Here is a 22,310-nt window from a genome sequence, read left to right as displayed (position 1 = left end):
ATTAATTTCGTGGGTCAGTCACTCGTGGTCTATCTCGCGGATTGGTCAGTGTCCGTATCCGAGTCAGAAGCTGCGGCACCGGTTCAGGATCTGTTACCATCGTCACTCTGACTGCAGTCTCTGTCCTCGCTGTCGTCATCATCCTCACCGGCCGCTGAGTCAGACGTTCCGTCTTCGCCGTCTTCACCGGTGACCGAGACGGTGTCCCCGTCTGCACCGTCTTCGCCGTCTTCACCGGAGACTGAGACGGTGTCCCCGTCCGAACCGCCGTCTTGGATGGCGACGCTGTCCTCGCCTCCAATGCCGATAACGCCGTTCGTGACGCTCCCGAACGCGAGCAGCAACGCGACCAGTGCGATCAGTAGAATTGCGATCGTTCGAATCATATGTCGTTCCGAGGGGCAGTCTTCCCATCCAGCCCCCTCATAGGCTGTCGAAGCATTCGGGCAGTTATGAACGTGCGACACGGTTTTGTCGGTAGCGTCGTCGTAACACGGATTCCATGCCGATGCCCTCCTTGAGAACGGTCTCCGTCATCCCAGTATCCGCTGCTATCGAAACTGAGTGGACGGTCCTTGGTGAGTGTGCAAGATGTCTGCTTATTTGAAGGAAGCAACTTCCAAGTCTGCTGGTCGGCAAGTACGTCGGACTGATCTACAAAAAAGAACTGGCAATCGACTCTAGTAGGGTGCGCCGTGTCTTACCAGTTGTAGTTGTTCTGCTGGATGTCGCTCAGACTGGTGGCCGTTCCACCGTCACCGGTGTCACCGGAGTTGTCGGCGTTGCCGCCGTCACCGCCCTCGGCGTCACCGCCTTCGACTTCGTCGTTGATGTCGCCAGCGTCGCCGCCGTCGCCGCCGTCACCGCCTTCGCCGCCGACAGCACCGGCAGCATCATCCTGGAATGGCGGGGGGACTATCCTTTCAGCCTCAGGTTCGTTATTATTTTCTTCCCCGTTATCATCGTCTTCAACTGCTGCGTCACCGCCGTCACCGCCGTCACCGCCGTCACCGCCGCTACCGGTCACAGCGACTGCGTCACCTGCGGTACCGCCGTCACCGCCGCTACCGCCTACGACGACAATGTCGCCGCTGGACGCGTCAGCGGTGGTTGTCGAATCGGCATAATTGACCTGAATGGCACCGTCATGACCGTCGTGTCCATTATCTGCTCCTGCTGCTACTCCTCCCACTCCCATCGAGAGGAGCATACCGAGAGCCAATGCAACTGTAATCGTTGCTGTGAGTGTCCGTTTCATAGTTGAGTCTTCCAACGATCTCTTCGTTGGATTTCTTACCGCGGGCGGGCATACGCGCGGACCTCCGGAACTGTCTCGTCTCCCGACCGGCTGCCTGTAGTCTCCTCGCGACTCGTCCGACTGATCCGAGCGGATACCATAGCGCGTTGCCCAGATGACCCTGTTGCGAATATCCCGTATTAAGCCGAATCACGGTTTCAGACGCTATGCGAGATTAGCATTGAAATAGCGAACGGAAAACGCACGTAGGTACTATCATTGACATAATCATTTGCAGTGATCAGGAGCTAGCTAGTGACATAACTATCATAGGATCGGCAATATGATTGTATTGATTGGCATATTAACGCTACGCCGTCTTCGAAATAGCGCATATGGAACGGTCCCCTTCCGATAGTATATAGAAAAAGACTATATCTTTCGTCTGCGGACGTCACAGGCTGTCATTATAACATAGCTGAGTTTCTCTTTTCTGCGCTCGTTCTGCTTCTGACGGCTGAAACAGGACGAAACGCTTCGGAAATATGGCACTTCCGCCACAGGCTTGCTCGCTCAGATTCTTTAATTGCTCTCTGTTTCGGTAGCACCCTCCTTCTCACCCATAACGAATTGATAACAAAGACTGTATCCGAGAGAGATCGGTTTGCATCGCAGAGATTCAGCAATACCAGACCCTCACGGGTCATTTGACACGATCCACGATCAACAAAATGTACGAACGATCACGAATTACAGCAGTTTTCGTCGCTATCATGGTCACCATCTCGATGGTCGGGGTGGCACCGGTAGCCGCCGGCGGCGATCAGGATGCACAGGACGGACAACAGGACGGTCAAGTACACACACTTGAGGATGGCGAAGACCTCTATCTGGTCTTCGGTGCCGATCTCGGCGACCAGAGCCTCGATGAGTTCATCGAGGAACACGTCGCGGAGAATCCGGAAACCGCCGATCAGCAGGAGGCGGTCGCCGACGTCGTCTCGTACCAGGATGTCAGGCAGGTCAACGTTAACGAACGGGGTGCCGCCGTCTCCATCGGGATCGACAACGGCACCGCGACGGCCGTCCAGGACGTCGACCAACAGAATATGAACGTCCAGCAAGGCGAGGCCTCCGCCGAGAACCGGAGATCCGACTCTCGCACGACGGACTTCGAAGAGGTCGGTGACGTCCACCTCGTCATGGCGAACGGAAGCGACGGCGGCCAGCAGTTCAGTGGCTGGGGAATCGCCGACGAGGACGGTGAGACGAGCGATTCCCAGACCGCGACCGCGATGGTGGCTCAAGGACAGCACGTCGCCCAGCTCAACTACAACAAGGAAAGCACCGCCTTCGCGCTCGCCGTCAACGACAGTACGGCGACTGCCTTCCAACAGACCAAACAGGCCAACCAGAACATACAGCAAGGGGCGGCCAACGCTTCCAACTCTTATCTCGGTGACGGAGAGTTCGGCGAGTACGACGACCACAAGAAAGGCAAGAAAGACGACGAAACGCAGTCGGCGACATCATTCGTCGCACAGGGCCAGAATGTCAGTCAGGACAACGTTAACCAAGACGTCGCTGCCGTCGCCATCGCCGTCGGCGAAAACAGCAGCGCGACGGCGATGCAGCTCACGGATCAGTCCAACTTCAACCAGCAAACCGGGGTCGCAGAAGCCACGAACGTCATCTCGTCGATGTCCGGAATGAACGTCGCGGAGATCGGTGACAGCGACGTCGCCGACACCAACAGCCCGAAGCAAAAAGACAAACACAAAAAAGGTGACGACACCGAGGACGAGGGCCAAACGGCGACTGCAGCGGTCGCGCAGAACCAGTCCGTCGAGCAACTCAACGTCAACCTGAACAACACCGCGATGGCTGTCGCGGTCAACGGCAGCGAAGCGACTGCCTTCCAGATCGCCGATCAGAAGAACCTCAACGCACAGATCGGCTACGCTGAGGCGCTCAACGTCTACGCCAGTCCGGGCTACGCTACCGACAGCGCTACCCAGACCAAGAGTACGACCGCGACGATCGGCGGCGACGATGTCGACGAAGACCCCGGAATCTCGTACGACTACGACACCAGCGCACACCACAAAAACGACATTAGTCAGGGTTCGAACGTTGCGATCGAGCAACAGCAGTTTGTAACCCAGGAGAACTTCAACGAACACTCCTCCGTGGCAGTGGCCGAAGACGACGGCAGTGCTAACGCAGCACAGGTGAGCCTCCAAGAAAACGAGAACGTCCAGTTCACGTCCGTTGCTGCGACGAACATCTGGGCCGACTCGTAACCGAATTCCACCGCGCGGTCGGCTTTCGACCGGCGTAACTGAAATTCGATTCTTTTCTCGTTACTCGTCGTCCCGATGCTCAGCGAGCGCCTCGTCGATCGTCAACTCGCCGGCAGCGACCCGACGGGCCAGTACCTCGTCGATCGCTCGATTCTCCTCGCTTTGCTCGCGCGAGCGGTCCTTGATCACCTGTAACTCGCCCTCCGTCGGCTCGATATCGCGCGCATCGACGACCTCTCCCTCGAGCCGCGCGATATTCACTGCCGCCAGCACGTCACCCATCCCGCGCGCGCCCGTGCCGAGATAGGGGGTCGTCCCCGTCTCGTCGACGAGTTCGACCTGCACGCCCTCGAGGTCGGTGACGAGTGTCGCCCCCTCGAGCCGGGAGCCGTCGCCGATCCGGACGATCGGTGCGGGTGCCTCGGCGGCCTCGCGCTGGATGACGTCGACGGCGTCGCCGAGTGGTACCTGGAAGGCGGCGACGACCGTCTCCCCGGTGAGGACGGCGATCCCGGGTTTGCGGCCGGGATCGACGCCGATGACCGTTCGGCCACCGTCACCGCGGACCGCGGCCAGCGCCTGGTCGACGGCCCGCCGGGGGTCGTCGGGGTCGGCGACGATCGTCGGCACGTCCTCGAAGTCGTCGGCGTGGTCGGCACCGGTGACGATCACGTCGGTGTGGTCCGGCAGCTCCGCGTCGGGCTCGACGGTCGTAAACGTCGTCCCCCGCTCGCGGAGCTCGGTGACGACGCCGTGGTACACCTCGAAGTCTGACGTGGCGACGACGATCACGGGATTGGCTTCGACACCATCCCGAATAAACGTATACGAACGCCCGTGCCGGGCCCGGACGCTGGGCACACAAATATCGTCGTAGCTGGGTGTCTCCGGGGCGATAACGGGGCAGCTGTCCGCTCTCGACGGCAGTGGACGACACAGAGAGAGTATAGTACTGCTGGACAGTAGTCCGTGACTACTCGATTTCACCCCGACGCCTGCCGACCCCCGTGATAACACACCTCGTGTGGCGGATTCACAAATAGCTGTCCGGCAGTATCTGTACCACGATCTGAGTTCAGACGTAAAGACTGTACAGATTCAGGAGACAGTTCATTGACCGTTATTTTCTGGTTTTACGTGCTGATGAGTAGACTAGCACGACTCGGTATCACGCTCACCATCGCCGCGATACTCGTGGTGAGTATGGCCGGGACGGGGGTTGCAGCGGCTGCGCCATCCGCCACGGCAACGAACACGATCGAAAACGAGGTCTCGACGACAAACTATGCGACGACGAGTAGCAACACCGTAACGACGCTGTCGCAGCAGGAACAGGTCGACACCTGTTCCCAGTTCGAGCTGCAGTTGACCAGTATTTTCACCGAATACGGGCTCTCAGTGCCTGATAGCCTCTCTGACTGTACTGATAACGACTCGGGCACTGTCGACAGTGACGAACCGTCGGAGACGGGGTCGGATGCGCCCGACGAGGACGACGACACCGAGACGGGGACGGACGAGAGCGACGAGCCCGCGGATGACAGCGACGAGACGACGGAGATGGACGAAGGGCCGACTGACGACTCGTCAGACAGTGACGAGACGGAGACCGACAGTGACGACGATTCGGCCGACACCGACTCCAGTTCCGATACTGGCGACGCGGACGAGACGACCGACCAGCCAGCCGACAACACGACTGACTCGAGTCAGACTGACGAGTCCGAGTCTGTCGACGAAACCGACGGAGACTCCACAACGGACGACCAGGACGGCGATCAGACCGAGACCACAACTGACGAGACGACTGACGGCTTCGATCGCGCCGCTGTCGAGCGTGGGATCCACGAGGCCGTCAACGACGAACGGACCGCGCGTGGCCTGAACGAACTGGCGTTCGATACGGAACTCCGTGACATCGCACGGGACCACAGCCGGGACATGGCCGAGCGGGATTACTTCTCACACACGAGCCCTGAAGGCGACAATTTCGCTGATCGGTACGCCGACGCCGGATACACGTGCCGTGTCGATGGCAGCGGTAACACGTACTACACCGGTGGCGAGAACATCGCGCAGACGTGGTACGACACGCCCGTGCGAACCGACGGCGGAACGGACACGTACACCACTGAAACCGAACTCGCGAACGCGGTCGTCTCCCAGTGGATGAACTCGGATGGACACAGGGAGAACCTCCTCGCACCGCAGTGGGAAAACGAGGGCATCGGCGTCTACGTCACTGACGACGGCAAAGTGTACGCGACGCAGAACTTCTGCTAACTCTCTTCTGCACGTCGCAGTATTTTTCGCTCACGTGTCGTGGTTGCGACCGTCCCGCAAGCAGTCCACAGGGCGGCACGTGTGACCGATTACCTTCCTGTCGGCTGCCGACCATGCGAAACGGCCGATACCGATCGCCAGCGTTCCGGGGCCTTTTTCCTCACAGCCAGCCAACTCGAACCGTGACCGACGAGGCGATTTCGACCGGCTGTGGCCCGGTCGACGAGTTGCTTGGTGGGGGGTTCGAACGCGGGACTGTCACGCAGTTGTACGGCCCGCCAGCTGCCGGGAAGACGAACCTCTCGCTGTCGGCGGCCGTCGAAACGGCCGTGGACGGCGGGACCGTCGTCTACATCGATACCGAAGGCGTCTCCGTCGACCGGTTCCAGCAGTTGCTCGAGGCGACCGTCGACGGCCGGCCGTCTCGAGCCGACGAGAGCGATATCGAAGCGGTCGCCTCACGGATCGTCATCGAGGACGCGCTGGACTTTGAGGAGCAAGCCGAGGCCGTCCGCGACGCCGAGGAGTTCGCCGAGCGCGCCGACCTGATCGTCCTGGACAGCGCGACCGGGTTCTACCGGCTCGAGCGTACCGCCGATGGCGACGAGGGCGAGGCGTTGCGCAGCGTCACCCGGCAGGTGACGCACCTGCTCTCGCTGGCGCGGAAACACGATCTCGCGGTCGTCCTGACGAATCAGGTCTTCACCGATCCCGACTCGGATCGCACTCGTGGACTGGGCGGCAACACCTTGGAGCACTGGACTGGTGCCGTCGTTCGCCTCGAGCGCTTCCGTGGCGGCAATCGACGGGCGACGCTCGAGAAGCATCGCTCGAAACCCGCCGGGGAAACGGTCCAGTTCCGGATTACGGAAACTGGGCTCGAGGGTGCTGACGAAATGGGCCGTCCCTGAGCGGCAGGCGTTCGATCACCTTCGAGTAACTGCTATAATTCTGTGGAACCCGCTGTTCGCCATCGTCCAAGGGCAAAAACACCAAATCTTCGTCCGAGCGCGCGACCGGTCTAGATCTCGTTGAGCTTCCGCAGGAGCTGGCCGCGGTATTCCTCGTCGCTGGTGACGCCCTTGAGCTCTAAGACGTTGCGCTCGAGTTTGTCGAGTGCGACCCGGAAGGCGTTTTCAGCGCCGTAGCCTTCGCCGGTGCCGGCGACCTGGCCTTTGTTGGTGCGCAGGCGGATCTGCGACTGCACGAGCGGGGTGCCACGGAGCTTCTCGTTGTGTTCGTGGAAGCGAACGTGGGCATGCATCACCTGCATGTCGGCGTACTTGTCCGAGACGTCCTCGATGCTCTGGACGATCGACTCCCGGGTGATGGTGTCGAGCATCGAGATATTGGTGATCTGGACGTCCATGTGCTCTTCTTCGGTGAACGTCAGCGCGCGCAGGATGTCCGTTTTGGTGATGATGCCGATGACGACGCGGTCGTCGTCCGCCGGCGTGACCATCAGGCCCGCGTAATCGTCCTCGAGCATCGCTTCGGCGGCCTCCTTGGCGGTGGCGTCGAGCGTCGTCGTCTCGACGGGACTGTTCATGATGTCGTAGACGGGAACGTCGAGCATCCGCTGGCTGTCGCCGACCCGGTCGCCAGTCGTCGTCGTGTCGCTCTTGCGGATGACGAAGTCGGCGATGTCGTGCGTCGTCACGACGCCGGAGAGGTAGCCGTTCTCGTTGAGAATCGGCAGCCGGGAGATGCCGTGCTCGCGGAGCAGGTTGATTGCCTTGCCGATCCCGTCGTCCTCACGGAGCGTGACCGGATCGTCGGTGTAGATGTCCTCGACGGTGAGTGCATCGAGGTTGTCCAGGACCGCCTCGAGGATGTCGTCGTTGCTGATGACTCCCCAGAGCTCGCCGTGTTCGAAGACTGGTGCGACCTTCGCGTTGCTCTCGACGAGGACGCGTGCGGTCTCGCGGACGTCCTCCTGCCGGTCGACCTTGGGTGACGGCGTGCTCCGGCTGGGTTTGGTGAGCGCCGACACCTTGGCGTCGTCCTCGACGTGGGACTGGAGGACTTCCCGTTCGCTGATGACGCCCTCGTACTCCCCGTCGTTCGTGACAATAATTCCCTTGGGGTTGCCGTTCTCGAACTGTGAACGGACCTTCCCCATGCGCGTGCCAGCGTCGACTTCGATAAACTCCGTAGTGGCGATATCAGCGATATTCATCCTTCTGTCCTGATGTACTGCCCCCCACGTATTTAAGATACTGCCCGTTTTGTCCGGGTGGATCCAGCCCAGGGGTTTTTATAGCTGCCGTTGAATTGCAGCCGATGCTCGACATCAGCGTCTTCGGCCGGTACACCTACCTCGTCACGGAGCTCGTGTGGGGAACCGTTGCCGCCCTCCTGTTACACCGTGCGAACGCGCTCCGGAAGGCAGCGGTGACGATCCTCGCGCTGTACCCGATCGCCTACGTCTGGGACCGGTACACCCTCGCCGTCGGCGTCTTCGACATCAAACTCAGGACTGGCATCGACGTCGCCGGTATCCCACTCGAGGAACACCTGTTCATGGCGGTCGTCCCCGGACTCGTCGTCGGGGTCCACGAGACGATCTTCGGCGACAGGACGGAAAACAGCCGCTCCGGGTGAGAGAGCACATAGGGCAGCTACAAACGCTCGCTGCGGGAATCAGCCTTCCTGCTCGCGAAGCGTCGCCAGATCATCGTTGATCTCTTGCCTGGTCACTCGTGGCGACTCGGGATTCTGTTCGGCCTGAAGTTTGTATGCGCGTTCGACGTATCCATCCCTGTTGGCAAGGAGGATCACACCCGTGTGATCGAACATGTAGGCGTCCATGTCCTCCGGCTCCGTTTTGATGAAATGTACGCCGTACTCGTCCTGGACGACCTCCCTGGCGCGGTCCTCGGTCTCGGGCCGCAGGAAGTACCAGTTATCATCGTCCATCTCGACCCGGTGTTTGTCGGCCCATTCCCGGAAGGCGTCGGCGTCGTCCCGTTCGGGGTCGAACGTCGTCTCGACGAACGACACCTGATCGCTGTATCCTTCCTCGCGTGCGTAATCCTGTGCTTGTGCCATGAGGGCGGTCAGGCGCGGACACATCGTCATGCAGGTCGTGTAGATGAACGTCACGAGCAGATCCGTCTCGAAGTCGCCGGGCATCGAGAACTCGGAACCGTCTCGCAACGGTGCCGGCAGGGTCGCCGACGGGAGCGCCTCGCCATGCGTCGGGAACGGGAGATTGGACGGATCATCGACTCCCTCCCACTCTTTCGCGTCGAGATACGTGTTCCCGTTCGACTCGCTGTCGCCGTTGCCCAGCATGCCCATACACCCACTCAGGCTCAGTGCGACGCCGGAGCCAACTGACGCAAGCAGTGTCCGTTTGCGCATCGATATCGATGGTTGCAGCCTCGGCCTAAAGCATCATCTGGTATACCCCTCGAAACTGGCTCCTCGAGCGAGTGGACGGGCGTTCTATCAACCGCTGTGGATGTCTCAGCCGCTGTGAGTGGTCACGGTTCTCTTGTATCCACGGGCCAACTGTGGATTCGATGGATCGCCGGCGACCCGCGACTGGAGCATCGGACGCGGACGGCGGTACCGACCGCGCACTGGTGCGGGGACTCGTAAATCTTCTCGTCGCCGTCGTCCTCGTCTGTTCGCTCGCGCTCGGAACCGCCCTCTTTGCACCTCAGCTCATCGACGGCCTCGGGTTCGAAGACCAGCCCTCGCCCAGCCCCGAGCCACCTCCGGCCGGCGAGCGAAATCCCGCCGTCGTCGATCCCGACGACCCAAACGCCTCGAGTTACGAGAGCGATGTGGAGGTCGTTCGCTCGACGACCGTCGAGGACTTCGTCCACGCCGAGATCAACGACCGACGAGCTGCTCATGGCCTCGAGCCCCTCGAGTGGGACGGGACAGTCGCGTCCGTCGCACGCGCACACAGTGCCGATATGGCTCGCCGTGACTACTTCGCCCACCGAAACCCGGACGACGAAGCGCCCGCCGATCGGTTCCAGGACGTCGGCGACTACTGCCGCGGATACGGCGAGAACATCGCCCAGACGTGGCTCGACCGCCGCGTCAGCAGCGCCAGCGGTGACGGCATCGTTCGTCACCAAACTGCCGAAGGACTCGCGACCGGGCTGGTCAACCAGTGGATGAACTCCACGTCCCACCGGCAGGCCATCCTCGAGGAGGGTCGCACACCCAGCTGGGACCGGGCCGGCGTCGGCGTCTACATCACCGACGACGGGGCGGTCTACGCGGGGCAGAACTTCTGCCAGGAGTGGTGATCGTGGGGTCCGTTCTCCGACTCGACAATCACGATCGCTGACGATCGCAGCGAAAACCCCGGTACTAACTGTAGTACAGAGAGTGCGAACGACTTACAGGTTCATGGTCCACACCGTCGTACGTTCCCTATGGAGGTTCCCGAGACGCTCACCGCGATCTATCGGACGGCGAGCGACCGCGATCTGACATTTCTCGCGGCCGGCTTCGCATATTACGCGTTCGTGTCGCTCATCCCGCTGATTTTGCTCGCGCTCGTCGTCGGATCGCTGCTCGGCGGTGAGCAGGCAGCCGAGCGGTTGATCACCGCCGCCGGCGACTTCCTCCCGGCAGCGGGCGAGGAACTCGTGACCGACGCCCTGACTACCGAATCCGGGCGCACCGAGGCGACGATCGTCGCACTCGTCGTCGCCACGTGGGGTGCACTCAAGGTCTTTCGCGGGCTGAGTCTGGCGTTCGACAAGGTCTACGACGAGGTAGCCGAGGACTCGATGGTCGACCAGATCAAGGACGGACTCACGGTCATCGTCGCCGGCGCAGGCGCGCTCGTGTTGATGATCGGGATCGGGACGTTGCTCCGAATCGTTTCCGATACGGTTCCGTTCGTCGGTGCTCTGAGCTGGCTCACGTTGCTGGTCGGGCTCGTCTTCGTCTTCCTGCCGATCTACTACGTCCTGCCGCCGATTCCGGTCGACATCCGCGAGATCCTGCCCGGCGCCGTTTTCGCCGCCGTCGGCTGGACGATCCTGCAGTTCGGGTTTCAGCTCTACGCCGCGAACGCGGCCCAGTACGAGGCCTACGGTGCCGTTGGCGTCGTTCTCCTGTTCGTCACCTGGCTCTACTTCGCCGGGATCATCATCCTCGTCGGTGCCGTCCTCAACGTCGTCCGGGCACACCCCCCGCTCGCGGAGTAGCTCCCGCTCGAGCCGCGGTCCGTCTCGGAATCCGGACTGTCGTAACAGGGGAACAGTTATGTCCTCGGCAGCGCCAGACTGCCATCATGAGCGACGAGCGTGCAGCCGATCCGGACGGGGCCGACGATGCCGAGTCGGGAGACAGCCTCAAGCCGAGTGGTGGCCCCCAGCGTGTCGTCTCCGAGGAGAGCGTCGACGACATTCTCGCGTCGCTCGACGAGACGAAATCCAAGTCAGCGGACTCGAGCGACACGACCGTCACGACGGACGAGTCTGACGCCGTCACGGCCACCTTCGACGAGGACGACGTTCCGGCAGCCGCCGAGACGACTGACGACGCGAGTCAGCCAGATGCCGGATCGGTCACCGAGACTGCGACGGCCGACCGAACAGCTGCTGACAGCGAGTCGGACGCAGACGCGACCAACGACACTGACGACACCGACGCTCCATCCGAGCCGGACACGACCGCGAACGACGCGACGACGGTCGATGCCGCCGCCTCGTCGCTTCCCGACGACGCTTCGCTCGAGGACCTGGCCGCCCGCATCGAGGAGGGAGCCGTCACCGGCGCGGACGTCCGGGCCGCCGAGGCCGGCGAGGGCCGCGAGTCGACCCCCGAGATCGACGATGTCGACCTCTCGCTGGACGACCTCGAGACGTCGGAGGCGGGTGCTGGCGGCACCGATGGCGATGCTGACGTGCCCGACGATGCCGGCCCACTGGCCGGCTCGGTCGACCGCGACGGAGCGTCTGACGCGAGCGACGATGGCGATGAGAGCAACGACGCGCCTGGATTGCTCGGTAGGATCAAGAACTTCTTCTCGCGGTAGTACGACGCTGCTGCGCAGCGATCCACCGTTCGAGGTCGCGTTGCTCGAGACAGCTCGTTCGCTCAGCCGACTAGCGTGATGAGCACGAACAGCGTCGCGATCGAGAGTAGCGTCGTGAGGAACACGTTCAGCGATGCGAACTCCCGGTCGCCGCCGAGTTCGTTCGCGAAGACGAACGTCGAGACGGCCGTCGGCGTCCCGAACATCACCACGGTGGCAGTGAACGTCGCCGCGTCGACGGCCAGCGTCGAGAAGACGACCCACGCGAGCACCGGCATCAGCCCGATTTTGAGCGTGACGACGGCGGCTGTCGCTCCGAGATCGATGTCGCCGGGATCGACCTGCAGGGATGCACCCACACAGAGCAACGCGACGGGCAACGCCAGCGAACCGACCGCATCGAGCCCGCTCGCAGCGGTCGACGGAACCGAGATTCCGAGCGAGCCGACGGCGAGTCCGCCGACCAGCGTCGCAAGCACGGGGTTGGTCGCGAGCCCGCGGAGCTCCCGCGCGAGCGAGACATCGGCCCCGTTCAGCGTCGAGAGAACGAGGATCGTCAGCGGCATCTGCGTCAGCGTCACGACGCCCAATACGACGCTTGCGATCGCCGTCACCGACGCGTCGAACGTCGCCGCGACCAGCGGTAAGCCGAGATAGCCCAGATTCGAGTGGTACGACTGGACGATCGCGACGCTGCGGCGTGCACTCGAGTCGCGGTTGCGGTGGACGAGCGCGGCGAGTCCCACGGTCGCGAACAGCACGAAGAGAAGACCACCCAGCAGTGCTGGCGAGAGGAGTTCACCAATGGCTCGATTGTAGGTAGAGACGAAGATCAGCGCCGGCAACGCGACGTAGTATGCGAAGGCGTTCAGCAGTTCGGTCCGACGGCGATCAAGGATGCCGGTCGTCCGCAGTCCAGCACCGACCAGTAACACCGCGAGCAGCGCCAGCAGCCGACCGACGACTTCCATGTCAAGGTCCAGTTGATTCGGGGGTTTGTACCGTTCGGTCGCACATCGCCGTGTGTGGCGGTTTCACACCACCCAATTTCGTCTTGTCTCTCGATATCATCGCGAAACATTCGTCATACCCCGATAACACGGCGTCGATCAGAAACGTTCTTCAGGAGGTATACGTATCGTTCGCTATCGTCAACTGCCTCGGGGTCAAGCCCCGAGGCTTGTTAGTGAACTCCCGCTCTGCCGCACTTAGGCGGAGGCGGTGAAATCGCCGTTCGCGTTCACGGTTCCTGACTTCAGGGCCAGTTGACTGGTGGCCCGTCCAGAACCAGACTTGAGCCAGTTCTGGACGAGACGCCACGCCACGTTCCGCGCAGCGTTGTAATCTGCGTGCAACTCTTTTCCACACTTCAAGCACTCGAACTCGTCGCCATCGCGGTTATCCTCGTGGGTGAACCCACAATCGCCGTGACTGCACCGCTGGGACGTATACTGCGGTGCGACGGTTTCGACTTCGATGCCGTGTTCTTCGGCCTTGTATGTGACTTGCCGTTGGACTTCTCTGAACGCCCACTGCTGGAACTTCGAGGCGTTCGAGATTCGCGTCCAAATGTATGTCAACCGCTCGAACGCGATGTGCGTACAGTCGTTCTCAACGGCCTCTCGAACGATACCGTTCGACACGTCGTGCAAGCGGTGACGGCTCCACTCGGCAAACCTGTCGCCGATTGATTGGATGGTGAGGTGTGCCGAGCGAGTTCCCGTCCGTTGCAGGTTTCCACGGCGGCGTTCGTACTCGTCGCGCTTGTGATTGAGTTCGTCCGCGTTGCCGAGAAACGCTCCCGTGCTGGTGACAGCGAGGTAGCCGTCCACGTTGAGGTCTACGCCGAGAACCACTCCGTTCCCGGTCTGCTCGTCGATAGAAACAGGTTCAACTTCCTTCTCAACGGCAACGTGGAGGTAGTATTCGCCGTCACGCTTGTGGAGTGTGGCCTCTTTTTTCTCCCAGTCATCCTCGTTCCAGTACCCCTCGAACGGCGTATCCTCGTCGTCGTGTGGCAGGACGTACTCGGCTGTCACGCGGTCGCCTGTAGTGGCGAGTGTCACGTGGTCGTCGTTGTACGTGATGGTGCGTCCGTTGTACACGATGACGGTGCCTCGGAACTCCGGTTTGCTCGTGTTCTTGTCGTCTTCGAGCAAGTCGTGGCAGTTCCCGAGAGCCGTGGCGGCGAGGTTTCTTGCAGATTGGACGAGGCTGGATTGGAGGTTGATTTGCTCGCGGACTTCGGTGTACGTGGCTTCGTGGAGCTTGTTCTTGGCTTTGACGAGGTGGTCTGGGTCGTCGCTCCACCCGTAGTCTGCGACGTGTTGGGCGGCTTGGCGGAACTCCTCGAATGTCTGGTCAACATCCGAGTGTCGTGACTCGGGGATGTTGAGTTTGACTTGGATGTTCCTGATCACCTCCGCCATACTTCATTAGAAGCTATAGAACTATTTAATAGGTGGTGTTTGGCAGTGTGGGGAGTTAGCCGTGCTGTAAGGCGTGGTTTGTTTCCCAAGTGTCGGCTTCCTCCCCGAGGTCAAGCCTCGGGGTATCCGCCTCGACCTCTGATGAATCTCAACCGTCGGAACGTTCTGAAAGCTGCGGGCGCATCGATGGCGACCGGTGTCGCCGGCTGTCTCGGATCAAACGAAGCAGGGAACGGGAATGGAAACGGCAATGGCATCGACTTACCCGGCTACCACCGCTGGCTCACCACCGACAGTAACGGCTCGCTCAGTTACATTTACGTCGACTGGAACCACCTCTCGAACCTCGAGTCCGGAAACCAAAGTACCACCAACGCCACCACTGACTCACAGTCGGACCCGATGCTCGGGCTTCCGCTGACCGGCATGATGGCAGCGGCCTTCGTCGTCGGGTTCGGCCTCAGCGCGTACGGGCTCTCGGGGATGGTCAACTACAGCCAGTCGGGAACTGAGACTGACGAAAGCGAAGATCTGTCCTCCAAAAGCGACGCGATGCTCTCGACGAACGAGGCCATCGTCCTGACTGGGGAGATCGACACCGAGGAAGTCGACGGGATCCTGACAGCCGAGCCGGAGGGCTTCTCGCTTTCCAAACAGTACGAGCAGACCGACGAAATCGACGACTACGACGTCTACACGCCGGTGGACGAGGAGGGCAGCGAGGCGATCGCCGTCAGCGACAGCGCGCTCGTCTTTACCAGTGGTGACGACATCACCGAGCCGGTCGACGCGATTCGGACCCCGATCGAGGCTGCTGCAGGTGAGACGGAGCGGGCGACAGCGGAGAGCGACGACCTCGAGTGGCTCGTCTCGACGGCGGGACACGGTCACCTCGTGCTCGGCGGCTACGGCGAGACGTTCGAGTCACCCTCCGAAAGCGACGACGAGAGCGGTGACGACGTCTCCGACATCGGCAGCGAAACCCAGGACGAATTCAACATGGAATACAGCGAACTCGAGGGCGTTGACGGCGGCGTCAGTTCGCTCACGTTCGACGACACTGGGTCGCAGGCAAGCGGCAAGTTCGCGGCGATCCTCGGTGACGGGGACGCGAGCGCGCTCGAGGACTCGCTTGGCTCGTCGGCCGCCGAGAGTTCGGTCGAAATCGAGGACGGTCGCGTGACCGCCTCCGCGACCTGGGAATCACTCGACTGACGCTCGCAACGCGTTCGACGTCACGCCTCGAGACGATGCTGTCGCCCCACCGCCGACACGCGGAACTCGGTCGTTCCGGTCACAAGGAGGGCTCCCCCGACGCCCGCAAGGAGGAGCGTGGCGACCGGTGGTGTGAGGCTTGCGATGAGAACGCCCCCACCGACGGCACCGGCGACGAAGCCGAACTGGACCGCGAGGACGCTCGCGACGCCCCAACTGCGGCTGACCGGCGCATACAGTCCGCCGACGGCGACCGTCTCGGCGAGTGCGTGTACCGTCAGGACGGCGAGCGCGACCAGTCCGAACGAGGCGTTCGTCGCGTAGATGCCCGCGACGAGGACCCCTTCGACGACGCGGTGGGTCAGTATCGCGCCGAGTGCCGCGTCCGCACAGCCGGCGTGGGGAGACACACCGTGTGTTCGCGCGATCCAGGCAACTGCTCCGCCGAGCAGCCCGCCCTCGATCGCCAGGAGCCACTGTTGAGTGAGCCCCGACAGCAACGCTGCGAGTCCGAGTACGATCACCAGGACCGTCACCTCGCGTCGCGTCGTCGCATCGTGGACGTCCGTGACGGCAGGGTCGACTCTGTAGTGAGAGACGGACCCGAGGCCGACTGCGACGCCGAGTAGCGCCGAGAACCCGATCGCGACCACGAACGGTATCGCTGGCTCGTGACCTCCTGCCGCTGCTGTCTCTACGCCATCCCCGTGTGCGCTGACGGCTATAGGCCAGACTGCGAGCGTGATGAGTACGGTCGCGGTCGCCTGGCTCACCCGCATCGTCTCTCACCGGTTTTCGTTGAGTGAACGTCCATTGTCTCGTCACCGTTTCGATCGGCCCACGCGCCGCCGGCGGACCGCCTCCTACCCCCGCGAGCAGTCGTCCTCTCGAGGGGGTGCCTTCGATCGTCGTTCCTACATCCAGACGTCGCTCGTGCAGTCGCCGTCGGGCCAGCGGATCTCGTGGGCGCGTGCCGGCCCCTCCGGCAGCGTCCCGAAGTCGACGAGGAACTCCTCGTCGAGGGTCATCGTCCCCCTGCGGGGATTCACGTCGGCTTTCAGCATCACCGAGCCCTGCTCGCCTTCCTCGGGGAAGAACTGGTCGTCCCACGTCGAGTACAGCGACGTCGTGAAGTACAGGCGCTCGCCGTCGAGCGAGAGCTGGAGCATCTGCGGCCCGGCATTGATCGCCCGACCCTGGACCTCCTGGCGGTCACTGAAGAGTCCGCCCACGGAGATCGTGTCGGCCAGTCGTGGGTTCGACGGATCGGAGATGTCGTACATGCGGACCTCGCCGTGGAGCCAGTTCGCGAAGAACAGGTAGCGGTCGTCCATCGAGACCAGGAGGTCCGTGATCAGGCCGGGAACGGGCATGTCCCAGTCCTCGTGTTCGCGGGGCTCCACGTCGATGACGTTGTCCGCGTGCCACTCGTCGCCGTCTCTGTACAGGTGGAACATGTTCGACGAGAGCGCGGCACCGACGTAGGCGTGGTCCGATTCGGGGGTGTGAAGGAAGCGTACCTCGAGCGGGATCATCCCCTCCTCGCCGAGGTCGATCGTCTGTTCGACCGTCTGATCCTCCCAGTTCCAGAAGTGCAGTTTCTGGCCGTACTTCCCGGCTTCAACGTCCTCGAGGTCGAATCCCGGCTGGTAGGTCGAGGGTGCGGCCCACTCGCTCGAGACCATCACGTTCCGGCGGGGCTGGTACCAGTAGTCGTAGTTCATTTCGATGTCGCCGGGCGTATCCCACCGCCCTTCGACCTCGAAATCCTCGTTGAGGAGGAGGAACCCGCCCGGGAGGTCGCCGTCGGCGTTGCCCAGCATACTGATCATGATCTTTCCCTCGGGGATGCAGTGGACCGTGTGCGGGGCCGAGAGGTCGTGTTCGAAGACTTCCTCGGGTTCGATTACTTCGACCAGTTCGGGGTTTTCCCGGTCTTTCGTGTCGATAATGTGGATACGCGACGAGCGGTTGCCGGGAACGACGAGGTACCGTCGCTCTGCACCCTCGACGTGGCAGGACGACGAGCAGGCGTTCCAGCCGAAGTGGTGTAACTCGTCGCCCGGCGTGGGCATCTCGATCCGATCGATGACCTCACAGTAGGTCGACGAGTCGGGGTCGACGTCGACGACGGTCAGCATGTCGGGCGCGTCGATCCCCGTCCCGACGTAGAGGGCCGGCACATAGGCGACGGACTCTCGAGTCGCCTCCTCAATGGCGGCCTGTGGCGTCTCGTATCCCACCGCGCCAGCGTGGTGTTCGTGGACATGACCCTCGCCAGTGTGTTTTGAGTGCGAGCTCATACCCTATATTACACCAAGTGATAACATAAACCAATATCGTGGAAAACAATGACAATTTTCCCGGTCAGGTGTTTCGGTGGGACGTTCTTGTGTTGAGAGAAGTGATCGTCGACTCGAGCCGCCTGTGGCCGATTCGGGCTGGTGCAGCCGAATCGGTTTGTCCACGTGAGTATCAGCGCCGCGGTCGCTCGCCGGTCTCACTGTGCCCGACTGCCAGGAGTAACTTCCCGAACGGAACGAAACCACCGCTCACGGACTTGTTCGCAGGAAAATGGGTTGGGGCAGATTTGAACTGCCGGCCTCCTCCATGTCAAGGAGGTGTCATAACCAGACTAGACCACCAACCCGTCTGGCTTCGGTCTGCGTGACCTCACTGCCACGCTTCCTGTCTGCACTCGTTTGTTGCTCGCCCCTATAAATGAAGGTTTCGAATCGGACGCCGTACGGGAGTCGACCCCACGCACCTGGTCGACACGCTTAAGTTGATGTACGGATTTGAGCATTACAAGACAACAACGTACATTGGTGTTCACTATGCAGGAGTACGTCGAACGAGTGACCGAGGGACAGGATCTGACACAGAAAGAGGCTCGAGCCGCCTCGACGGACGTTTTCGACGGTGCGACCGACGCACAGATCGGCGCGCTGTTGGCGGCATTGCGCGCGAAAGGGGAGACGGAAGCCGAGATCGCGGGCTTCGCCGAGGGGATGCGCGATGCGGCCCGAACGATCTCACCGGATCGCGAGCCGCTGGTCGACACCTGCGGTACCGGTGGCGACGACTACAACACGATCAACGTCTCGACGACGAGTGCGATCGTCGCCGCGGGAGCCGGCGTCCCGGTTGCCAAACACGGCAACTACTCGGTCTCCTCGTCGTCGGGCAGCGCGGACGTCCTGGAAGAAGTCGGCGTCGACGTCGAGGCCGAACCGCCGGCCGTCGAGGAAGCCATCGAGGACGACGGCATCGGCTTCATGCTCGCACCGGTGTTCCACCCGGCGATGAAAGCCGTCATCGGCCCGCGCAAGGAACTCGGGATGCGGACGATCTTCAACGTCCTCGGGCCGCTGACCAACCCTGCCGGGGCCGACGCGCAGGTCGTCGGCGTCTACGATCCCGACCTCGTCCCTGTCCTCGCGGACGCGCTTTCCCGGATGGACATCGAGCGCGCGCTGGTCGTCCACGGCGCAGGCACCGACGAGATCGCCATCCACGGCGAGACCGTCGCCGCCGAAGTCGACGGCAGCTCCGTCGAGGAGTACGCGCTCGAGCCCGCTGACCTCGGCCTCGACGAGCACGACATCGACGACATCGCTGGCGGCGCTCCCGAGGAGAACGCCGCGGACATGCGCGGCATCCTCGAGGGCGACGTGACCGGTGCCAAACGCGACGTCATCCTGGCCAACGCTGGCGCGGCGATCTACGTCGCCGGCGAAGCCGATTCGCTCGAGGCCGGTGCCGACGCCGCCCACGAGGCGATCGACTCGGGCGCGGCGGCGCAGAAACTCGAGCAACTCTGCAGCGTGACGCCACAGCCGGAGGGACGATGACGCGCGTCAAGGTCTGTGGACTCACTACCGAATCCGATCTCGAGGCAGCCGTCGACGCGGGCGCGGACGCGGTCGGCATCATCTGTGACGTGCCGGTCGAGACGCCACGTGAAGTGTCGGTCGAACAGGCCACGACGCTTGCAGCGGCTACGCCGCCGTTCGTGACGAGCACGCTCGTCACGATGTCCGACGATCCCGCCGACACGGTCGAACTGGTCGAGTCAGTCGACCCCGACGCGCTCCAGTTCCACGGTGGTGCCAGCCCTGACGAGCTCGCGTCCCTGCGCGCAGACATCGACACGGATCTCCTGCTTGCGATCGACGCCGACGACGTCCCATCCGCCGAAGCCTACGATGACATCGTTGACGGCCTCATCGTCGACACCGCGGGTGAAGACGGCGGTGGCGGGACCGGCCGAACCCACGACTGGGACCGGACCCGAGAAGCCGCGTCGGACCTCGAGTCGCCGCTGATCCTCGCGGGCGGGCTCACGCCTGCGAACGTCGCCGATGCGGTCCGGACCGTCGAGCCCTTCGCCGTCGACGTGGCAAGCGGCGTCGAGAAACGCGGCGGCGTCAAAGACGTCGACGCCGTCCGCTCGTTCGTCGAGCGAGCAAAGACTGCCCGCCGGCCGGCGGAGCCGGAACCGTGACCACTATGAGCGACGCCGACACCACCGAGCCGCCGACGTTCGACATCGATCGAGAGACGTTTTGCAACCACGCGGGGACGAGCGACGAGCGATCGGACCAGCCGGCCGTCGTCCGCACCGTCGCGACCCTCGAGGTCGACACGACGCCGCTTGCGGCCTACGCGGCACTGACCGGTCGATCCGACGCGATCGACCGTGACCGCGCGCCGTATGCCTTCCTGCTCGAGAGCGCCGAGAAGACCGCCTCGAGCGATCCGGATGGCGCGTTCCGGCCGAGCACCACGGGCGCCGAGCGCCACGCGCGGTACTCCTACGTGGGCTACGATCCGGCAGCGGTCGTGACGGTCGAATCCGGCGATGCGACCGTCGAGGCGCTGGCCGACGATGCGCCGCTATCGGCGATCGAGACGGACGCTGAGGGCGACACTGTCGACGCGCTGCGGGCCGCGATGCCGGACGTCCGCCTCGAGAACGTGCCCGATCACGACCGCCAGCATCTCGAGGGCGGGCTGGTCGGATTCCTGGCCTACGACGCCGTCTACGACCTCTGGCTCGAGGAGGTCGGGCTCGAGCGACCCGACTCGCGGTTCCCGGACGCGCAGTTCCTCCTGACTACCAAGACGCTGGCCTTTGACGAGTGCGACGGGACTGTCTCGCTGGTCTTTACGCCGGTACTCGAAGGCGACGACGACCCTGAGGCGGTTTACAACGCGCTCGTCGACGAGGCGGCCGCGGTCGCGACGACGCTTGCCGATGCCGACCACCCCGAAACGGGCGGGTTCGTCCGCGAAGACGAGGTCGCGGGGCCGAAAGCCGAGTACGAAGACAGCGTTCGGCAGGCCAAAGAGCATGTCCTCGACGGCGACATCTATCAGGGCGTCATCTCGCGCACGCGGGAACTGTACGGCGATGTCGATCCCCTCGGCTTCTACGAGGCGATGCGCGAGGTGAACCCGTCGCCGTACATGTACCTGCTCGACCACGACGATCTGACGGTCGTCGGGGCCAGCCCCGAGACGCTCATCTCCGTGCGCGGGCGCGAAGTCATGTCGAACCCGATCGCGGGAACCTGTGACCGGGGCTCGAGCCCCGTTGAGGACCGCCGGCTCGCGGGCGAGATGCTCGCCGACGGCAAGGAGCGAGCCGAGCACACGATGCTGGTCGATCTCGCGCGCAACGACGTGCGCCGCGTCTCGGAGCCGGGCTCGGTCCGCGTCGACGAGTTCATGAACGTCCTCAAGTACAGCCATGTCCAGCACATCGAATCGACCGTGACCGGCCGGCTGGCCGACGACTCGGACGCGTTCGACGCGACGCGAGCGTCGTTCCCCGCCGGGACACTCTCGGGCGCGCCGAAGATCCGCGCAATGGAGATCATCGACGACCTCGAGTCCGAGCCCCGCGGCCTCTACGGCGGCGGTGTCGGCTACTACTCCTGGACCGGCGATGCGGATTTCGCGATCGTGATTCGGACGGCGACTGTTGAAAACGAAGGGAAGCGAGATCGGATCACGGTACAGGCCGGCGCGGGACTGGTCGCCGACAGCGATCCGACCGCCGAGTACGAGGAGACGGAAAAGAAGATGGGCGGCGTTTTAGCGGCGCTCGAGGAGATCGAGTTCCCGGCCGCGAAGCTGCCCGGAGAGGACGCCGAGGCGACGCCGGAGGTGAGCCGATGAACGCGACGACGGACGAGGCGGACACACCCGCGACCGACGATGGGGCGGCGGAGCCGATTACGGTCCTGTTCGTCGACAACTACGACTCGTTTACGTACAACCTCGTCGAGTACGTCAGCCAACTTCCCGGCACCGAGACCGAGGTGCTGAAGAACACGGCCTCGCTCGCGGACGTGCGCGCCGTCGACCCCGACGCGATCGTCATCAGCCCCGGCCCCGGTCACCCGAAACACGACCGCGACGTCGGTGTCTCGATGGCCGTGCTCCGGGAACTCTCCCCCGAGGTGCCGACGCTGGGGGTCTGTCTGGGCCTCGAGGCCGCCGTCTACGAATACGGCGGCACCGTCGGTCGGGCCCCCGAACCGATCCACGGCAAAGCCTCCGCGGTCGACCACGACGGTGAGGGTGTCTTCGAGGGCTTGGAGCAGGGCTTTCGCGCGGGCCGGTACCACTCGCTGATCGCGACCGAGGTGCCGGACTGTTTCGAGGTGTCGGCAACCGCAGACCACGACGCTGAGACGCTCGTCATGGGCGTGCGCCACCGCGAGTATCCACTCGAGTGTGTGCAGTTCCATCCAGAAAGCGTGCTTACGGCGGCCGGCCACGACGTGATCGAAAACTTCCTCGCGCAGGTTTGAATT

21 protein-coding genes and 1 tRNA gene are annotated in these 22,310 nt (G+C 62.9%); 12 read left to right on the top strand and 10 right to left on the bottom strand.

Going from position 1 to position 22,310, the window contains the following annotated elements:
• Positions 1-83 precede the first annotated feature (83 nt).
• Positions 84-386 carry a hypothetical protein gene (locus ACFR99_RS05760; RefSeq protein ID WP_390285235.1) on the bottom strand — a complete coding sequence of 101 codons (303 nt, stop codon included), beginning with the start codon at positions 384-386 and terminating at the stop codon, positions 84-86.
• A 314-nt stretch (positions 387-700) separates the two neighbouring features.
• Entirely contained in the window at positions 701-1,198 is a 498-nt protein-coding gene (locus tag ACFR99_RS05755; protein ID WP_390285233.1) for a hypothetical protein, read from the bottom strand.
• 812 nt (positions 1,199-2,010) lie between these two features.
• Here ACFR99_RS05755 and ACFR99_RS05750 point away from each other — a divergent pair.
• Entirely contained in the window at positions 2,011-3,540 is a 1,530-nt protein-coding gene (locus ACFR99_RS05750; protein WP_390285231.1) for a hypothetical protein, read from the top strand.
• Positions 3,541-3,600: 60 nt separating this feature from the next.
• Here the strand turns inward: ACFR99_RS05750 and ACFR99_RS05745 are convergent, their stop codons facing one another.
• Positions 3,601-4,332 carry a hypothetical protein gene (locus ACFR99_RS05745; protein ID WP_390285229.1) on the bottom strand — a complete coding sequence of 244 codons (732 nt, stop codon included), beginning with the start codon at positions 4,330-4,332 and terminating at the stop codon, positions 3,601-3,603.
• Between the two features lie 351 nt (positions 4,333-4,683).
• Between ACFR99_RS05745 and ACFR99_RS05740 the strand changes: the two genes are divergently transcribed.
• Both ACFR99_RS05740 and radB read left to right on the top strand, forming a co-directional pair.
• On the top strand, positions 4,684-5,823 hold the full coding sequence (locus tag ACFR99_RS05740) for a CAP domain-containing protein (RefSeq protein ID WP_390285227.1): 1,140 nt from the start codon (positions 4,684-4,686) through the stop codon (positions 5,821-5,823).
• Positions 5,824-6,005: 182 nt separating this feature from the next.
• Positions 6,006-6,734, top strand: a complete 729-nt coding sequence (gene radB, locus ACFR99_RS05735) for a DNA repair and recombination protein RadB (protein ID WP_390285225.1) — start codon at positions 6,006-6,008, stop codon at positions 6,732-6,734.
• Between the two features lie 110 nt (positions 6,735-6,844).
• On the opposite strand, the gene ACFR99_RS05730 is transcribed toward radB, so the two are convergent.
• Positions 6,845-8,002, bottom strand: a complete 1,158-nt coding sequence (locus ACFR99_RS05730; RefSeq protein ID WP_390285223.1) for a CBS domain-containing protein — start codon at positions 8,000-8,002, stop codon at positions 6,845-6,847.
• 104 nt (positions 8,003-8,106) lie between these two features.
• On the opposite strand from ACFR99_RS05730, the gene ACFR99_RS05725 reads away from it, so the two are divergent.
• Entirely contained in the window at positions 8,107-8,427 is a 321-nt protein-coding gene (locus tag ACFR99_RS05725; RefSeq protein WP_390285221.1) for a lycopene cyclase domain-containing protein, read from the top strand.
• 39 nt (positions 8,428-8,466) lie between these two features.
• Here the strand turns inward: ACFR99_RS05725 and ACFR99_RS05720 are convergent, their stop codons facing one another.
• Positions 8,467-9,189 (bottom strand): SCO family protein, encoded by a 723-nt coding sequence (locus ACFR99_RS05720; protein ID WP_390285219.1) that lies wholly within the window; start codon positions 9,187-9,189, stop codon positions 8,467-8,469.
• A 161-nt stretch (positions 9,190-9,350) separates the two neighbouring features.
• On the opposite strand from ACFR99_RS05720, the gene ACFR99_RS05715 reads away from it, so the two are divergent.
• The 3 genes from ACFR99_RS05715 to ACFR99_RS05705 all read left to right on the top strand — a co-directional run bounded on the left by ACFR99_RS05715 (position 9,351) and on the right by ACFR99_RS05705 (position 11,839).
• Positions 9,351-10,094: a CAP domain-containing protein gene (locus ACFR99_RS05715; RefSeq protein WP_390285217.1), complete on the top strand. Its 744-nt coding sequence runs from the start codon at positions 9,351-9,353 to the stop codon at positions 10,092-10,094.
• A gap of 129 nt (positions 10,095-10,223) precedes the next feature.
• Positions 10,224-11,006, top strand: a complete 783-nt coding sequence (locus tag ACFR99_RS05710; RefSeq protein WP_390285215.1) for a YihY/virulence factor BrkB family protein — start codon at positions 10,224-10,226, stop codon at positions 11,004-11,006.
• 86 nt (positions 11,007-11,092) lie between these two features.
• Positions 11,093-11,839, top strand: a complete 747-nt coding sequence (locus ACFR99_RS05705; protein WP_390285213.1) for a hypothetical protein — start codon at positions 11,093-11,095, stop codon at positions 11,837-11,839.
• Positions 11,840-11,901: 62 nt separating this feature from the next.
• On the opposite strand, the gene ACFR99_RS05700 is transcribed toward ACFR99_RS05705, so the two are convergent.
• Both ACFR99_RS05700 and ACFR99_RS05695 read right to left on the bottom strand, forming a co-directional pair.
• The gene (locus ACFR99_RS05700; protein WP_390285211.1) at positions 11,902-12,810 is read right to left on the bottom strand and encodes an AEC family transporter; all 909 of its coding nucleotides are present in this window, start codon (positions 12,808-12,810) and stop codon (positions 11,902-11,904) included.
• Between the two features lie 237 nt (positions 12,811-13,047).
• Positions 13,048-14,268, bottom strand: coding sequence for an RNA-guided endonuclease InsQ/TnpB family protein (locus ACFR99_RS05695; RefSeq protein WP_390285209.1), 1,221 nt, complete (start codon positions 14,266-14,268; stop codon positions 13,048-13,050).
• A gap of 141 nt (positions 14,269-14,409) precedes the next feature.
• Between ACFR99_RS05695 and ACFR99_RS05690 the strand changes: the two genes are divergently transcribed.
• Positions 14,410-15,483 (top strand): twin-arginine translocation signal domain-containing protein, encoded by a 1,074-nt coding sequence (locus ACFR99_RS05690; protein WP_390285207.1) that lies wholly within the window; start codon positions 14,410-14,412, stop codon positions 15,481-15,483.
• A 20-nt stretch (positions 15,484-15,503) separates the two neighbouring features.
• Here ACFR99_RS05690 and ACFR99_RS05685 read toward each other — a convergent pair whose 3' ends face one another.
• From ACFR99_RS05685 to ACFR99_RS05675, 3 genes are all read right to left on the bottom strand, one after another.
• Complete coding sequence (locus tag ACFR99_RS05685; RefSeq protein ID WP_390285205.1) at positions 15,504-16,262, bottom strand: hypothetical protein; 759 nt, start codon at positions 16,260-16,262, stop codon at positions 15,504-15,506.
• Positions 16,263-16,397: 135 nt separating this feature from the next.
• Positions 16,398-17,786, bottom strand: coding sequence for a selenium-binding protein SBP56-related protein (locus ACFR99_RS05680; protein ID WP_390285203.1), 1,389 nt, complete (start codon positions 17,784-17,786; stop codon positions 16,398-16,400).
• A 272-nt stretch (positions 17,787-18,058) separates the two neighbouring features.
• Positions 18,059-18,133: transfer RNA gene (locus ACFR99_RS05675), tRNA-Val, on the bottom strand.
• A gap of 187 nt (positions 18,134-18,320) precedes the next feature.
• Between ACFR99_RS05675 and trpD the strand changes: the two genes are divergently transcribed.
• Genes trpD through trpG form a run of 4 tightly spaced genes read left to right on the top strand, consistent with a single transcriptional unit; the run spans position 18,321 to position 22,307 of the window.
• On the top strand, positions 18,321-19,337 hold the full coding sequence (gene trpD, locus ACFR99_RS05670) for an anthranilate phosphoribosyltransferase (RefSeq protein ID WP_390285201.1): 1,017 nt from the start codon (positions 18,321-18,323) through the stop codon (positions 19,335-19,337).
• Positions 19,334-19,990, top strand: coding sequence for a phosphoribosylanthranilate isomerase (locus tag ACFR99_RS05665; protein WP_390285199.1), 657 nt, complete (start codon positions 19,334-19,336; stop codon positions 19,988-19,990). Before trpD ends, ACFR99_RS05665 begins: the two co-directional genes overlap by 4 nt.
• A 5-nt stretch (positions 19,991-19,995) precedes the next feature.
• Positions 19,996-21,669: an anthranilate synthase component I gene (gene trpE / locus ACFR99_RS05660; protein WP_390285197.1), complete on the top strand. Its 1,674-nt coding sequence runs from the start codon at positions 19,996-19,998 to the stop codon at positions 21,667-21,669.
• Complete coding sequence (trpG, locus tag ACFR99_RS05655) at positions 21,666-22,307, top strand: anthranilate synthase component II (RefSeq protein WP_390285195.1); 642 nt, start codon at positions 21,666-21,668, stop codon at positions 22,305-22,307. Before trpE ends, trpG begins: the two co-directional genes overlap by 4 nt.
• Positions 22,308-22,310 lie beyond the last annotated feature (3 nt).

The sequence above is a fragment of the Haloarchaeobius amylolyticus genome (genome assembly GCF_042678045.1).
GTDB lineage: Archaea > Halobacteriota > Halobacteria > Halobacteriales > Natrialbaceae > Natrinema > Natrinema amylolyticus_A.
Note: the sequence above shows the minus strand (reverse complement) of the source record. Positions and strands in the feature narration are given on the sequence as shown.